This is a genomic window from Maribellus comscasis (assembly GCF_009762775.1).
Classification (GTDB): domain Bacteria; phylum Bacteroidota; class Bacteroidia; order Bacteroidales; family Prolixibacteraceae; genus Draconibacterium; species Draconibacterium comscasis.
In genome coordinates this window covers 5,425,579-5,442,659 of the sequence record NZ_CP046401.1, presented here as the reverse complement: position 1 = coordinate 5,442,659, position 17,081 = coordinate 5,425,579, and the positions used below count along the sequence as shown (strand labels likewise).

Sequence of the window (17,081 nt, the reverse complement as noted above, 5' to 3'; positions counted from 1 at the left end):
AAAGACTTTACTTAATTTTTTACGAAACCTGTAATATTTTGAATGGCGATATTAAGATAATATCCAATGATTCAAAAAAATATGCATTACAGGAAATGTACTCAAAGTTGTAAAAATTATGAGAGTAAAAACTGAAACATTTAAGAATATGAAAAAATGGTTTTTTTATGCCTGGGCAGTGGTAACTGTTCTATTTGCTTCTTGCGAGGGTTTAACTCCGGGAACAGGAACTGAAGAGGAAGAGCAGCAAGATGTTGTAAATGAAGAGACGATTGAAGAAGCTGTTACCAATAACGCAGGTGATCACGATGATACTGCTGACTATACGTGGGACAGCAACAGTGTAACTCAAATTAGTCTGAATGGAAGTTCTGCCACTGAAAGTTCAGATGATGTGACTATTGAATCGGGAAACATAGTTATTGGCGCCGCGGGAAATTACAGTTTCTCGGGAACGCTTTCCAACGGACAAATTATAGTGAATACAGAAGACGAAGAAATTGTTCGTTTAATTCTGGACGGTGTTGATATTAGTTGCTCAAACAGTGCTCCAATCTATATTAAAAGCGCTGAAAAAGTACTGATTGCTTTAAACGAAAACACCACCAACAAGTTAACCGACGGGAGTTCTTACAATTATGACGATGAAGAAGATGAAGAACCCAACGCTGCAATCTTTAGTAAATCGGACCTCACAATTTTTGGTGAAGGAACACTTGTTGTTGACGCCAATTTTAACGACGGTATTACAAGCAAGGACGGACTAATTATTGCCAGCGGAAACATTTCCGTTACTGCTGTTGACGATGGCATCCGCGGGAAAGACTATATCATTATAAAAAATGGAAATTTTACAGTTGAATCTGATGGTGATGGATTAAAATCGGATAATGACAGCGACGACTCCAAAGGATATATTGAAATTTACGATGGAACTTTTGATATTTCAGCCAAAGGAGATGCTGTTTCAGCTGAGACCGATTTAATGATTGAATATGCTGAAATTGAATTAACAACAAGTGGAAGTACTTCCTCTTATTACGAAAGTACTTCCTCAAAAGGGCTGAAAGCCGGAGTAAATATTATTATCGACGATGGTATTTTTTCGCTAAACTGTGCCGACGACGCCATTCACTCAAACCAAACCATTACCATAAATAGTGGAACATATGAGATTTCGTCAGGTGACGACGGAATTCATTCAGATTACGATTTAGTTATCAACGATGGCGACATTAATATAACGAAGTCTTATGAAGGAATTGAAAGCGGTCAGGGGGATATGGAAATCAACAAAGGAACCATTCATATAAAATCGAGTGACGACGGTATTAACCTCTCTGCCGGAGGTGACGCCATGGGAGGAGGCGGTCCCTGGGGAGGTGGCTCGACATCGTCGGGAAATTACTATATATACATCAACGGAGCTTACATATACATCAATGCTTCAGGCGACGGACTCGATTCAAATGGTAATATAAAAATGACGGATGGTACAGTTTTGGTTGACGGTCCTACAAACAGTGGAAACGGAGCACTCGATTGTAACGGTTCGTTTACGATTACCGGAGGGCTGCTCATCGCTGCCGGAAGTTCAGGAATGGCAGAAGCACCAGCTTCCAGTTCTGACCAATATTCGGTGTTGGTAAAATTTAATTCTACAAAATCAGGCGGAACCATCTTCCATGTTGAATCGGAAAAAGGAGAGGAAATTCTCACTTACAAACCTTCAAAAAATTATCAATCAGTTGCTTTCTCGTCGCCCGATCTGACAAAAGGAGAAAGCTATTCTATATACACTGGAGGCAGTTCCACTGGTGATGAAACCGACGGACTATTCTCCGGCGGCACTTATACACCGGGATCAGTGTATGTGAGTTTTGATATTACTTCAATGACATACACAATTCAATAAATATTCATGATAGCTTATCCTGAAATAATAAAAGAGAAATACAGCACCAACGGCGAACTGGAAGTATTAAACGAATTTAAGAGTATCTCACTCAGCGAAATGAACGATGTAAAACTTCTAAATCGCTTTGATTCAAAATACTGGTTCGAGAGAAAGCATCTGCCGGTAATACTGGATGCAATAAAAAACGACTATTATGTTCTGGATATCAATGGGACAAAAATTCAATCGTATAACACCATCTATTTTGATACGCCTGATAACCATTTTTATATCATGCACCACAATGGAAAATCGAACCGACTGAAAATACGAAGACGAAAATATATCATGTCAGGCATTTCGTTTTTGGAAATAAAACAAAAAAGCAACAAAGGGAAAACCTGTAAAATCAGGATGCCGATAAATGATTTTAATTCTGAATTTTCTGAATCGGAAAAAAAATTTATAAATATAAATACTCCTTTAAATTCTGATGAGCTGGATGTAAAATTTGGCAACTTGTTTAAACGTATTACATTGGTTAACAAGAATTTTAACGAACGATGTACCATTGATATCAACATCAGGTTTCATTCCATAGGTACCAAATACCGAAATGTACATAACCTTGTAATAATTGAATTAAAACAAGGTAGCAGAAATCTCAAGTCAAAAATTGCGGAAACACTAAAACAGAACAAAATTTACCAAAATAGTTTTAGCAAATATTGTATGGGAAGAGCTTTAAACGAAACGGGATTAAAACGTAACCGGTTTAAACCCGATATTCTTAAAATTGAGAAACAATTTAAAGCCGGGTAACACGTGCTGCATAACACGCTGTTTTTCAATACAGAAAACATTTAAACAATCAAAATGAATACAAAGTTATTTGATCACTATCTGCTTGCAAACATAAAATTTCTTGACATAAAACTTATCAATATTGAAGATTTTTCACAACTGGTTTTACGTTTTGGTTTTAACCTGCTTGTGACCTTTATTGTAGTATTTTTAATTTACGCAAAAAACAGCAGGCGTAAAGACTTTTATTTTAGTTACTTTGCAATAAGTACAACCATCTTCACACTGTGTTTTTTACTTGAAAGTGTAAAACTGGAATTGGGATTTGCACTGGGCCTGTTCGCTATTTTTGGAATTATCCGCTACCGAACAGATACAATTCCAATAAAAGAAATGACCTACCTTTTTGTAATTATTGGTATTTCCGTCATCAACGCCCTCTCAAACAAAAAGGTAAGTTACCTGGAGCTCTTTTTCACAAATGTGGCTATAATTGCTACCATGTGGATTTTGGAAAAAATCTTGCTGTTAAAACAGGAGGTTGCTCTGAATATCACCTACGAGAAAATCGAAAACATTCATCTACTGAACAAAGAGAGTTTGCTGAAAGACATTGAGAACCGCACCGGCATAAAAGTAAAACGAATTGAAATCCAAGAGATTAATTTCCTTCGCGACATCGCAAAAATCAGGATTTTCCATGATGTAAATGAGTTAAACGGAAAGAAAACTATTTCAAAAGAGTAGAAAAAATGAAACGAGTATTTATAACCATTTTAATGGTAGCATTTGTCGCAAATGTTTTTGCACAACGTACCTGGTTTGAGTTTGAAATATCAAAAGATCTTACAAAAAAACTGGAATTGAGCTTTGCTCCGGAAATTCGGTTTAAGGAGAAATTTGAACTAAATGAATACCTGTTTCAACCGGGTCTTGAGTACAAATTCAGTGATTATTTTTCATTGGGTGGTAAATATCGTTTGGGAAACAATTTAAAAAACAACGGCGACTCTCAGTGGTACGGGCGCTTTGCTTTTGATGCTAAAACAAATTATGAATGGGAAAAGCTGGAAACTCAACTCCGGCTAAGATATACAAATTCCGACGACTTTAGCGACGATGATAACAACAAAACAAATTACCTGCGAGTGAGGCTAAAAATGGAGTATGCGCTTAAAAAACTCGCTTTAAAACCGTATGCTGCCTACGAAATATACCGAGACATGGATGACAGCGAATTTGACAAAGGAAGATGGGAAGCCGGCTTGGAATACAAAATAAATAAACACCACCGGATTGGCACATATTTCAGAATAAATGACTATTTTTCAGATAAAGAATCGGTTAAAATCTTGGGATTTACCTATAAATTAACTCTTTAATTAACAGTTTACTAAATCTTATTCGAATAAAACCGTTCGCTTTTTTAGGGGAATTTAACATCTGCCTGTATTAAATACAGTAAAAGAGATTGAAAATAATTTTCTGAGAATTAATTCAATGCCGGGGATAGATAGAACCAAATTTATAGAATTGTTTCACCAAATGTACCAGCCTGTGAAGAATTACATTTATTTTAAAACAGGCGACGCAGAGATGGCGGAAGATATTGCCCAGGATACCTTTACAAAAGTATGGGAAAAAAAGGACGATATAAGGGAAGAGACTATTAAGTCGTTATTGTACACAATTGCCGGAAACCTTTGCAAAAACAGATTTGAACACCAGCAGGTTGTTTTCGACTTTGCCAAAAGGTATAAACCGGAAGAAAATCTGGCATCGCCTGAATTTGAGTTGGAATTTAAAGAATTCAATGATAAACTGGAAAAAGCAATTGGAGCTTTAAAAGAAAAGAACAGAATAGTATTTTTAATGAACAGGATTGACGGATTTACCTATAACGAAATTGCCGACCACTTGGGGCTAAGTGTAAAAGCAATTGAAAAGAGAATGAAAAATGCCCTTGACGAATTGAAAAAAACAATTGAGTATAAAATTTAAAGGGAAAGTACCATGAGAAGGAACGATTCCGAAAAATATATATTGTCTCGCAAAGAATTCAGAGAAATGAATTCCGAAGAGAAAATCTTGAAAATAGCTAAAGGATTTTACACTCCACCAGGAAAACCGGAAGAAGAAATTCTGAATGCTATTTTGAATAAAAGCGAAGAAAAAAAGCCGGTAAAAATAGTTAGGATAAACCGTTATTTCCAGGCTGCGGCAGCTACTGTTCTATTGCTGCTGGGAATTTACACCGTAACAACTGTTTTCGCTAAAAACACTGCGCATACCTCCTTTGCAGAACAAACACAAATTCAGTTACCTGACGGAACAAACGTAGTGTTAAATGCCGATTCCAAAATAGTTTGGTCTGATAAAAATTTCACAGAAAAACGAGAACTTAAATTAAAAGGAGAAGCATACTTTGATGTGGAAAAAGGGAATCGTTTTTTAATTAAGACACCAAACGGTAATATTGAAATTCTGGGCACACAACTTAATATATTTTCACGAGGACAAGAATTCTGGGTTAGTTGTATTGAAGGAAAAGTAAAAGTAACATCCGGGAGTGAAGAACAGATTATTACCCCCGGTGAAATGGCTGAACTTACTTCCAACGGACTACAAAAGATCACAAAAAATAATATAAATAAGACAATTTCATGGCAAGAGGGAATTTTTTATTTTGAAGATAAACCACTTGTTTCTATTTTTGCTGCCTTGGAGAGGCAATTTAACGTTTCACTAAACTATGAAGGCAATAAAAACCGTTCTATTACTGTTGCTTTCTCAAACAAGAGTTTACAGGAAGCGCTAGATGTGGTCTGTATTCCTATGGGTCTAAAATATGAAATCAACAATAAAAGAGTTAACATATTATCGGAAAAACCTGAATAAAACACTTTTTGTTGTTATTTTATTTATTGTATTTAATTTTCTCCCCAAACTGAGTTTTTCACAAACTTTTAGCTTTGAATTTGATAATACTCCCCTTTCGAAAGCACTTACTGAAGTTGCACAAAAAACAAGTATCCGCCTCTCTTTTGATTCAGAGTTACTGGAAAAAACAAAGATCTCACAAAAGATTAGTCAATCAGATGCTTCTGAAATTTTAACAATTTTACTTAAAAATACCGGTTTCACTTTTGAATTTAAATACGATACATATCTTATTTATAAAAAACAGCCGGTACAATTGGAAGTCACAAAACCTAAATTCAAAACACTAACAGGAATTGTTTTTGATAAAGAATCGGGTGAGCGTTTGCCCTATGCCACCATTTATGTTTGGGAAAGAAACCTTTCCGTATCAACAACTGTTGAAGGAACCTTTAGTGTCCGTTTAGCCGATTCCACCTTAAATTTAATACAGATAAAATATTTGGGGTATCAAAACCTTGATACGCTGATTAATACATCACGTACAGAGTCGCTTTTAAGATTTGGCCTTCAGAAGAAATCGCAAACTATTGAAACAGTAAACATTACAGGCGACAAGCTAGAAATGGTAGATTTTAGTAACGAAGCGGGGCATGTGGTTTTTAATCCATCAAAATTTGTCGATTTACCCAACTATGGAGAAACTGATGTTTTTAGGGCTTTGCAACTTTTGCCGGGAATAAGCTCTTTTGAGAATTCATCACAATTAAATGTGCGGGGTAGTTCTGCCGACCAAAACCTGGTTTTGCTTGACGGATTTACATTATACAATCTCGATCATTTTTTTGGCGTTTTTTCGGCGTTAAATCCCAACGTAATAAAAAATATACAAGTCTACCGCGGAGGTTTCGATTCACGTTACGGTGAGCGGGTTTCGGCAATCGTGGATATTGTAGGGAAATCGGGAAATCAAAGCAAGCCACAATTTTATGGAGGAGTAAACATGATTAGTGGAAACTTAACAGCCGAAATTCCAATTTCAAAAAAACTAACTCTGGTTGCAGCGGGCCGACGTGCTTATTCCGATATCTATTCCACCTGGCTGGCAGATGAATTACTCAGCGACAAGCTGGGCCAAACCCGCAGATTACCACAACCCGATGCAAATGTGATCACACCAAAATTCTTTTTTAGCGATTACAACCTAAAACTTTCGTACCAGATAACAGAACAGGAAAACATTTCCTTTAGCACCTACGGTTCAAAAGATAATCTTAACAGTACCAGTAACAATTCAAACGAACTCGGCAACATAGACACAGAAGACACAAACGAGTGGGGAAATAATGGTTTGGGAGCTACCTGGACCAAACAGTGGAACTCTAAATATTTTACCAGCTTACAGGCTGGACATTCAGGATATTTTAACAACTATAACAACAATACAAATATCACATTTAGCATTGTTTCGTCAGATTCAACGGTTGTTATCGACAATGAAAGAACTGATATTATAAATGAACAAAATGAACTGATTGATTATTTTATAACGCTCAGAAACGATTATCAGTTAAATTCCGGAAATAAAATTCAGTACGGATTTTCGGCAAAGTACCATCAGTTTACGTTTTATAAAGATGCCAGTAGAGATTTTGTCTACGATAATTTAAAAAGTTCGGCTTTTTTATACACTGGTTTTATTCAGGATAACATCAATATAAACAACAAATTTAGTGTAAAACCAGGCATCCGATTAAACTACTACAGCAATGCCCAAAAATTTTATCTCGAGCCTCGTTTGGCAGCAAGCTATTCTGCGGAATCGGGAATAACACTAAAAATTGCAACCGGCAAGTACTATCAATATATTAACAAATCAAGTACCGAACAAACTTACGGATACAACCGCGATTTTTGGGTATTGGCTGACGGAAATGTTAATCCGGTTCTTTCATCCAACCATTTTATTGCCGGATTTAGTTTTGACAAAAACGACTTTTATTTTGATGTTGAAGGCTATTACAAAACGGTAAAGGGGCTACAGGAATATCTGTTTTTTGCCGACCCTGAGCAAAGAAACAATCAAAACCAGCCGCCTGGTACAACTCCGTTCAGTTCGTTTATTTCAGGAACAGGAAAAGCAATGGGCATTGATTTTCTGGCCAAATACGAAGGCTCTTTTTTTACAAGCTGGCTGGCATATTCATTGAGTAAAGCCACTCGTAGTTTTGATGAAATAAATAACGGAGACGAAATTCCCTCCAATTACGACCAAACCCACGAAGTAAAGTGGACCAACATTTACAATTACAAAAAATGGAATTTCTCAACACTAACGGTTTTTACAAGCGGAAAACCATACATCCAATCTTCGAGTAAAGATGAGAACTTTAATACTACCCGTGTGTACAAACGATTACCCAATTATTCCAGGGTTGATTTTTCGATGAACTATAATTTCAGCATCAAAAACATAAATATAAAACCAGGCGTTTCAATTTTAAATGCATTTAACACCGAAAACTATCTTGACATTTATACGCGTGTTATCAATTTTGAATCTGGTACAGTTAACGAAACAAATTTGATAAAAGCCCAGTCTCTTACTTTTAATTTCTTTGTGAACTTCCGGTTTTAGTTCCTATAAATTTATCATTTTCTTTTTCCTGTTGCTTTCCAAACAAGCTTCCAGAATTTCCAAAACTTCTACAGTTTCCTCCGGTTTTACAAGCAGTTCCTTTCCTTTTCTGATAGCTTCATACAGGTTTTTATAATAAAAGGGATAATTCCCCTGAATGGTTTCTACTTTCCCCAGAAACTTTACTCCATCTCTTTCATAGATTATTTTTCCCCATTCGCTTTCTGCTTCTTTTCCCCAATCCGGTCCCTGTGGCAGCGTCCCTGTTCGCAGCACATCTTCCTGCGGATCGATGCCCCATTTGTGAAAAGTTCCGTATTCACCGTACAAACTGTAACGTGGCCCGGGGTACATAACCAAATAAGAACATTTCAAAATCGCAGCAAAATTTTCGTATCCCAGTCTGATATCATAATAGTCAGCTACATTTCCGCCAGTTCTTACAATTTTCAAATTAGCATTTACCGACGATGGTTTACCAAATAAAACATAAGCCTGATCGACCATGTGGGAACCCAGGTTATGCAAAACACCGATATATTCGTCACCTTCCTCTTTCCAGGTGTCAGGTGTTATATAAGTTCTGTATCTGTCAAAATGTGATTCAAATTCCACCAGCCTTCCCAGATTTCCCTGCTCCAGAATTTTCTTTACAGTCAAAAAATCGCCATCCAAACGCCGGTTTTGGTACACAGAAAACACCACACCTTTTTCTTTTGCCAGTTGCACCAATTCTGCAGCTTCCGCACTTTTTTGCGCCACAGGCTTTTCAACAACAAGATGCTTGCCCGCGTTTATAACTTGTTTCGCCATCTCAAAGTGCAGATAGTCGGGAGTATTTACAATTACAAGCTCAACAGCTGAGTTATTAACTATCTCCTCAAAATTGCGAACGATTTCTGCATCGGGAAATAAACTCTGAGATAAATCTTTTGAGCGTTCCAAAACCTGAACGACTTCAAAACCAGAATTTACTTTTAAAGAAGGCCCGTGAAAGGCCTGACCTGATAATCCAAACGAAGATATTGCAACTTTTATCGGCTGATTCATAGTTTAATTACTTTAAAAAACCAGATCGTGTCTTTTTCTCTGGCCTAAAACATATTTTCTTTTCAATAAAATCGTATAAATTTAACCGGAAAACATTAAAACTTAAAATTAATCCTTTTTAAAAAGTTTGGGAAAGTTGTTGAATAACATTAAAAAAAAGAGGTATTGTATAACACATAATGTTCAAATAAAAAATATTTGATTGTAACTTCGAATGATTAACCTAAAATAATCACCTTAAAATGGAGAGGTTTTTAAACAACTATTTGCATACATTTTCCTGTTTTAACCTTGAAACAGGGGATTTTCCCGGCCCCGTAGTAACAATCTCGCGTCAGGCAGGTTGTTCGGCACAGCGTATCGCAATAAAACTCTCAAAAATTCTAACAGGCTACAGTTACATGTCGGAAACAAAAACCGACGCAGAGTGGAGCTGGGTTGATAAATCAATATTTTCAGATGTGGTTGAAAATATGATAATTGAAATTAATAACGGAAGTTATGATGACAAAGCTGAAGCAGTAAGAATGATGAAAGAAGTTGCCCGCGCTTTTTCAAATGAAACGATTTATGATATCTCAGACAAAAAGCTAATTGATATTTTTAAAGGAGTGATATGTAAATTGGCTACTTCGGGGCGGAAAATTATTGTTGGTCGCTCGGCAGGAGTGATACTTCGGAATGTTCCTGACAAACTAAACATAAGACTTGAAGCGCCCACAGAGTGGCGAATCAACAGAGTAATGCAGCTCAAAGATCTAAGCCAGGCAGAAGCCGCGAAATACATTAATGAAATGGATCAAAAACGGGATTCTTTTATTGAGAAAATTATTGGAAGAAAGGCTGAAAACAACGATTTTGACATTATTTTTAATTATGCATCGCTGGAGGATGATCAGATTGTAGACGCCGTTATCAACATATTAAAAGACAAAAAAATAATAAGCTCACAATTCAATCTTTAAAAAATTAATTCTCTTTTTGAAACTAAATTTTATAAATTTGAATCAGATTTATTAATAAAAAATAATTGATCTCACCTTACAGAGCCTTCCTTCGGGAAGGTTTTTTAATGTAATTATTTAAAATCATACAAAATAAATTAGATTATCTGCTAAAATGTGCGTTATTTTGTATATGGAAGAAAATATTGTTTTTACTATTTGGGTAAAGTAATTGACTGTTTTTAATTTTTACTGCAATGTATAAAAATCATTGAGAACTAAAATGTTCAGTAATTGTCTAATCTGGTAGAGAAAACAACTTCTCAGTATTTAATTATTTATTTTATTATTATTTGTTCAATTTTTTATGAATTTATTTGTTGCAAAGTTAAGTTCATCTACAACAGGTGACGACTTACAAGAACTCTTCTCACAGTTTGGAGAAGTAGCATCTGCCAAAGTTATTTTTGACAGAGAAACCGGAAACTCAAAAGGTTTTGGCTTTGTTGAAATGCCAAATGACGACGAAGCGAATGAAGCAATCAACGCCCTCAACGAAAGTGAACAGGATGGGAATCAGATTGTTGTTAAACAAGCCAATCCACGCACTGAAAACCGCTCTGGCGGTCGTGGTTTTGGAGGCCAGCATAGAGGTGGTTTCCAAAACAGAGGTGGCGGCGGTGGCTTCCAACGCCGCGATGATCGCCGCGGTGGCGGCGGCGGTGGCCGAAGATTCGATAACCGGGGCCGCGGTGGCGGCGGTGGTTATTCCGACAGAGAAAACGACAGGTATTAGAAAAGAAAAAGGAAGCTACTCATTTGAGTGGCTTTTTTTTATTTTAAAAAACATAAAACGATATGCACGTTTCATTATTTTATTATTTTTATTTTGTTAAAAATCAATAAAAACCAAATTCAATGAAACGAGTAAACCTCCTTTTCGCATTTCTTCTGTTTTTTACATTTGCCAACCTTAACGCACAAAACACCTATGTTCCCGACGATAACTTTGAACAAGCTCTCATCGACCTGGGATATGATTCCGGGGAGTTGAATGATTCAGTGCCTACAGTGAATATTGATACTTTGACAATTCTTGATGTAAGTGGGAAGAATATTGGCGACCTTACCGGGATAGAGGATTTTTCTATATTAAAAGATTTGTTTTGTGGAGATAATCAGTTAAGCTCGCTTGACGTTAAAAGCAATTTGGCATTGGAGAGATTAATCTGTTTTAACAACCAACTAACAAATATTGATATAAGCTCAAACTCAAATCTCTCAGTAATAAGTTGCAGCAATAACCAAATTTCATTCTTAAATTTAAGTTTAAATCCTAAGTTAACAATAGTTCAATGCAACAGCAACCAAATATCAAGTTTAGATTTAAGCTCAAATCCAATGTTAACAAATGTTGAAGTTGGAAACAATAGCAGCCTTACGAGTTTAAATGTGCAAAATGGGAACAACAGTAATATGTTATTATACGCAGAAAATAATCCTTATTTGTTCTGCATACAGGTCGACAACGTAGAAGTTGCAAACAATCTGACCTATTGGTTTAAAGAAAAATATACTATTTACTCTGAAGATTGTTCCTCATGCACTACACATATGACATATGTTCCTGATATAAGATTTGAAAGAGCATTGTATCATTTAGGATATGACAATGGTATATTTAACGACTCAGTACCAACCCCAGCAATAAAAAACTTAAAGTCTTTGGATGTTTCTGATATGCTAATAACTGATCTAACCGGTATTGAAGACTTTGAATCATTGATATTTCTGGATTGCAAGAATAATTCAATTTCTAAATTAGACTTGAGTTCTAATCTCAATTTGAATTACTTACAATGTAGTAACAACAAAATCACCGAACTAAATTTAAGTTCCAATGCTCAACTTGAAAGATTGGATTGTTATAGCAACCAGATCTCGGAATTAGATGTAAGTTCAAATTCTAACTTACGTTATCTCTATTGCTTTTATAATACGATTTCTGGATTAGATCTTGGCTCGAATACATTTTTGACAATACTCGATGCAAGTTACAACAAACTTACCGGCATAAATCTCAGAAATGGGAATAATAGCAATATGAGTATCTATTTAGAAATGAATCCTGACTTATTTTGCATTCAGGTGGATGACCCTACTGCTTCGGAAAATTATGCCAACTGGGAAAAAGATGAACAGGCAAGCTATTCAGAAGACTGTGGTTATTCAGGTACGGGAGTGCCACTTTCGGAATACTTTAGCCTTGCTGATTTGTACAATTCTACAAACGGAGACAATTGGACGAATAATACCAACTGGCTTGATACAACCAATCATTCTGTTGCTGATTGGTACGGTATCACTATTGAAAACGGACATGTAACCAGGATTACTCTCAACGAAAACAATTTACAAAACAGTGCCTTCGAAAATGTGGCTCAACTACCGGAGTTACGTGATATCGAGTTAGTCAATAATTATTTAACCGGCTTTAATTTTGAAGCAATCGATTCTTTAGCCAAGTTAGAGACATTATTGCTTAATGATAATCAATTAATTTTTAATGACATTTTACCTGCCTTTTCCATTTCGAATTATGAAAATTTTTCAGATAATTTTTATTACCAGGACCAAAAGGAAGTTGATTACTTTGAGGATACTGTTGTATTTATATCAGAACCCTTTCAATTCAGCATATCGGAAAACTTCATTTCAGAAAACGACCAGTTTCAATGGTATAAAAACGGTGAAATAATGGAAGGTGAAACGAATTCTGTTTTAAACTTCGAATCCGTAACATTAGCTGATTCGAGTGTCTATCGTGTTGAAATAACTAATCCCGAAGTACCAGACCTTACGTTGTACAGTAAAGATAAAATATTAAATCCCCTTTTCCTTGCTGGCGCAGGAATTCCACTTTCGGAGTACTTTAGCCTTGCTGATTTGTACAATTCTACAAACGGAAACAATTGGACGAATAATACCAACTGGCTTGATACAACCAATCATTCTGTTGCTGATTGGTACGGTATCACTATTGAAAACGGACATGTAACCAGGATTACTCTCAACGAAAACAATTTACAAAACAGTGCCTTCGAAAATGTGGCTCAACTACCGGAGTTACGTGATATCGAGTTAGTCAATAATTATTTAACCGGCTTTAATTTTGAGGCAATCGATTCTTTAGCCAAGTTAGATACATTATTGCTTAATGATAATCAATTAATTTTTAATGACATTTTACCTGCCTTTTCCATTTCGAATTATGAAAATTTTTCAGATAATTTTTATTACCAGAACCAAAAGGAAGTTGATTACTTCGAGGATACTGCTGTATTTATATCAGAACCCTTTCAATTCAGCATATCAGAAAACTTCATTTCAGAAAACGACCAGTTTCAATGGTATAAATATGGTGAAATAATGGAAGGCGAAACGAATTCTGTTTTAAACTTCGAATCCGTAACATTTACTGATTCGGGTGCCTATCGTGTTGAAATAACTAATCCTGAAGTGCCAGACCTTACGTTGTACAGTAAATATAAAATTTTAAATCCTCTTTTCCCTGCTGGCGCAGGAATTCCACTTTCGGAGTACAAAGCATTGGAAAAATTTTATTCGGCAAACAACGGAGAAAATTGGAAATGGAACGAGAACTGGTTGGACACGGTAACCTGTACTGTTGGAGAATGGGCTGGAGTGCGGGTTGAAGATGGTCATGTGCGAATGTTGGGAATGGACTCTACAAATGTTGCCGGCGCTTTGCCTGAGGAACTTACAGATTTAATTTTCCTGGAAGAATTTTATGTTTTTGACAATAATATTACGGGCCCCCTCCCTTCCTGGATTGGAGAATTAACCAACCTCGAAAGACTCCATCTTGGCAATAATAACCTAAGCGGAGAAATACCAGCCAGTATCGGCCAATTGAAAAAGCTAAAATCACTGGAACTTAGTCGTAACAAGCTTGATGGCAATATTCCTTCTGAACTCGGCAAAGCAACCAGTCTTGAAATAATACTTATGGACAGAAATTTGCTTTCAGGGGTTATTCCTGAAGAGTTAGGAAATTTAATCCATCTAAGACATCTCAATCTGGAACACAACCTCTTAACCGGCACGATCCCTGCCTCACTTGGGAACCTGAACAATATACATGCATTAGATCTAAGCCACAACCAACTTGTAGGTCCTTTGCCCGTTGAACTCAAGAATCTGGAAAACATTTACAGATTTGATATTGACTATAATTTACTTGGAGAAATCGATTTGAACAAAAGTGCTGTCATTGATAATAATCGTCAAATTCCGGATGAACTAGCGAGCTTACTCCAAATGGACACACTTTACCTTGGAGGAAACCAGCTCCAGTTTAATGATATCGAAGCTATTTTCTCATGGGAAAACTACAACAGTTTTAATGAATTTATTTATGCCCCACAGGATTCTATCGGCGTTTCAACATTGCAACAAGCGTCACCGGGCGAAAATCTTATCTTATTTATCGAGAATTATTTTGCCGGTCCGTCTGACCAATATCAATGGTTTAAAAACGGCAATAGCATACCAGGTGCAACTTTGGCAACACTTGATTTAACAGAATTGCAACTCTCGGATGCAGGAAGGTACTATTGTAAAATAAGCAATCCGATTGCTACAGAATTAACACTTTACAGCAGGGCTATAACCGTTCAACTTGCTGAAGAAATAAAAGATGCCGGAGTTCCGCTTTCTGAATACAATGCACTCCTCGACTTTTACAACTCAACAAATGGGGACAATTGGACAAACAACACCAACTGGCTTGATACTATCAATCATTCGGTTGCTGATTGGTATGGAATTACAGTAGATAGCGGACATGTTACTGAAATTTATTTTGGCCCATACGAAAATTATAATATTAACGGAAGCATTCCAAACAGCATTAAAGACCTTACAAAACTGGAATCGTTTGTAATTATATCAGACAACCTGAGTGGAGAACTTCCGTTAGGATTATTTGAGCTAACAAACTTGAGAACCCTCTACTTAAGTGAGTGTAAAATTTCCGGAACATTACCTCAAACAATTGGAAATCTAATAAACTTGGAAAGATTAGGTCTTGAGGCCAACAATCTTGAAGGAACTATCCCCAACGAAATTGGAAACCTTACTAAGCTAAATCATTTGGCACTTCAGGAAAATAATCTAACCGGGGAGATACCTTTTTCGATAGGAGAATTAACAAGCCTGGAATATCTGGGATTATCAAATAACAATTTAGTTGGAACTATCCCTGTAAGCATTGGAAATCTCACAAATCTTGGATGGTTTCTTATAGATGGCAACCAAATAACCGGGCCCATCCCCGAAGAGCTGAAAAACCTGGAAAATGTAGTTAAAATTAACGTTGATAATAACCTTATTGGATTTATTGATACCATGTTAAAATCGTCTGTTCTGAAAAGCTTAACCCTTTCAGACGATAATAGGCAAATACCTGATGAGTTATCTTCATTGTTATTAATGGACACTTTACATCTTGAAGGAAACCAGCTCCAGTTTAACGATATCGAGGCTATTTTCTCTTGGGAAAACTACAACAGTTTTAATGAATTTATTTATGCCCCACAGGATTCTATCGGCGTTTCAACATTGCAACAAGCGTCACCGGGCGAAAATCTTATCTTATTTATCGGGAATTATTTTGCCGGTCCGTCTGACCAATATCAATGGTTTAAAAACGGCAATAGCATACCAGGTGCAACTTTGGCAACACTTGATTTAACAGAATTGCAACTTTCAGATGCCGGAAGGTATTACTGCAAAATAAACAATACTGTTGCTACTGAATTAACGCTTTACAGCAGAACAACAACCGTTCAGGTTACTGAAAAAATAAAAGGAGCCGGAGTTCCGTTTTCAGAGTATGAAGCTCTTATAGAAATCTTCGATAATTTTGGCGGAAACAACTGGTCAGAAAATACAAACTGGTCAGATACAATAAATTATTCTGTTGGCGAGTGGGAAAGAATAACAGTTGAAAATGGACATGTAACAGCTCTTGATCTTTCCGGCTTAAATCTGGAAGGAGATATTTCAGCCTATTTTGCACATTTCGATTCACTAAAATGGCTGAATTTGTCAAATAACGATTTCAACGGAATATTTACATCGTTATTTGAAAAAAGTGCACTAAAAACTTCAATTATTTCAGAAGAATCGACGTTGGAATACCTGAACATTGCAAACAACAAATTTGTCTTTGCTGATTTGGAGCCAAGCGTTAATGAACTAAATTCGATTAACGAGTTCATTTACGCTCCACAGGCAAAAATTGGCAACTCAATCGATACTGCTGTTTTTATAAATCAAAATATTGAATTTACAATAAGCAACTATACTCGCGGAGAATCGGACGACCTTGTATGGTATAAGGATGGAACAGAAATTACAGGTGCAAACCAATTGACCTTTTTAATCGAAAACGCAGCTTTGGCTGACAGTGGCAAATATACCTGCCAGGTTACAAATTCGGTTTTCCCTGAATTAACATTGTTTTCTGATACCTTAAAACTTTCCGTGCTAATTCCCGATGGAATAGAAAAACCTGTCATTGAGGATATCCGGATTTACCCCAATCCGGGCAAGCAACGTATTTTTGTTGAAACAGGAAATAAAACCGTAAATATTCAGGCATTTAATTTAGCCGGGGTTCTAATTCTCGAAAAAGAGGATTTTCAATCTGACTGGATAGAAATTCAGGCGTTTGTACCCGGTATTTATCTTTTTAGAATAGAGGATGAAAACAGGGAAATAATCAATAAAAAAGTAATCATTAAATAGATTTCAACGGGGCAGTTTTTGCAAGAAATGCAAA

11 protein-coding genes are annotated in these 17,081 nt (G+C 36.2%); 10 read left to right on the top strand and 1 reads right to left on the bottom strand.

The features are described 5' to 3' along the window. Positions 1-118 precede the first annotated feature (118 nt). The 7 genes from GM418_RS22000 to GM418_RS21970 all read left to right on the top strand — a co-directional run bounded on the left by GM418_RS22000 (position 119) and on the right by GM418_RS21970 (position 8,219). Positions 119-1,915, top strand: coding sequence for a carbohydrate-binding domain-containing protein (locus tag GM418_RS22000; protein WP_158869367.1), 1,797 nt, complete (start codon positions 119-121; stop codon positions 1,913-1,915). A gap of 6 nt (positions 1,916-1,921) precedes the next feature. Continuing rightward, on the top strand, positions 1,922-2,719 hold the full coding sequence (locus GM418_RS21995) for a polyphosphate polymerase domain-containing protein (protein ID WP_158869366.1): 798 nt from the start codon (positions 1,922-1,924) through the stop codon (positions 2,717-2,719). 54 nt (positions 2,720-2,773) lie between these two features. Continuing rightward, positions 2,774-3,448 (top strand): DUF4956 domain-containing protein, encoded by a 675-nt coding sequence (locus GM418_RS21990; RefSeq protein WP_217447562.1) that lies wholly within the window; start codon positions 2,774-2,776, stop codon positions 3,446-3,448. Positions 3,449-3,453: 5 nt separating this feature from the next. After that, positions 3,454-4,083: a DUF2490 domain-containing protein gene (locus tag GM418_RS21985; protein WP_158869365.1), complete on the top strand. Its 630-nt coding sequence runs from the start codon at positions 3,454-3,456 to the stop codon at positions 4,081-4,083. 118 nt (positions 4,084-4,201) lie between these two features. Further along, the gene (locus GM418_RS21980; protein ID WP_158869364.1) at positions 4,202-4,702 is read left to right on the top strand and encodes an RNA polymerase sigma factor; all 501 of its coding nucleotides are present in this window, start codon (positions 4,202-4,204) and stop codon (positions 4,700-4,702) included. Between the two features lie 12 nt (positions 4,703-4,714). After that, entirely contained in the window at positions 4,715-5,599 is an 885-nt protein-coding gene (locus GM418_RS21975) for a FecR family protein (protein WP_158869363.1), read from the top strand. Continuing rightward, positions 5,550-8,219, top strand: coding sequence for a TonB-dependent receptor (locus GM418_RS21970; protein WP_158869362.1), 2,670 nt, complete (start codon positions 5,550-5,552; stop codon positions 8,217-8,219). The genes GM418_RS21975 and GM418_RS21970 overlap by 50 nt, the downstream gene beginning before the upstream one ends. 3 nt (positions 8,220-8,222) lie before the next feature. On the opposite strand, the gene GM418_RS21965 is transcribed toward GM418_RS21970, so the two are convergent. Beyond that, a complete protein-coding gene (locus GM418_RS21965) occupies positions 8,223-9,269 on the bottom strand; it encodes a Gfo/Idh/MocA family oxidoreductase (protein ID WP_158869361.1) in 1,047 nt (348 codons plus the stop codon). A 242-nt stretch (positions 9,270-9,511) separates the two neighbouring features. Between GM418_RS21965 and GM418_RS21960 the strand changes: the two genes are divergently transcribed. The 3 genes from GM418_RS21960 (at position 9,512) to GM418_RS21950 (ending at position 17,047) form a co-directional block, all read left to right on the top strand. Then, positions 9,512-10,234 carry a cytidylate kinase-like family protein gene (locus tag GM418_RS21960; protein ID WP_158869360.1) on the top strand — a complete coding sequence of 241 codons (723 nt, stop codon included), beginning with the start codon at positions 9,512-9,514 and terminating at the stop codon, positions 10,232-10,234. Between the two features lie 346 nt (positions 10,235-10,580). Next, positions 10,581-11,009, top strand: a complete 429-nt coding sequence (locus GM418_RS21955) for an RNA recognition motif domain-containing protein (RefSeq protein ID WP_158869359.1) — start codon at positions 10,581-10,583, stop codon at positions 11,007-11,009. A 122-nt stretch (positions 11,010-11,131) separates the two neighbouring features. Continuing rightward, the gene (locus GM418_RS21950; RefSeq protein ID WP_158869358.1) at positions 11,132-17,047 is read left to right on the top strand and encodes a leucine-rich repeat domain-containing protein; all 5,916 of its coding nucleotides are present in this window, start codon (positions 11,132-11,134) and stop codon (positions 17,045-17,047) included. The last annotated feature ends 34 nt before the right edge of the window (positions 17,048-17,081 follow it).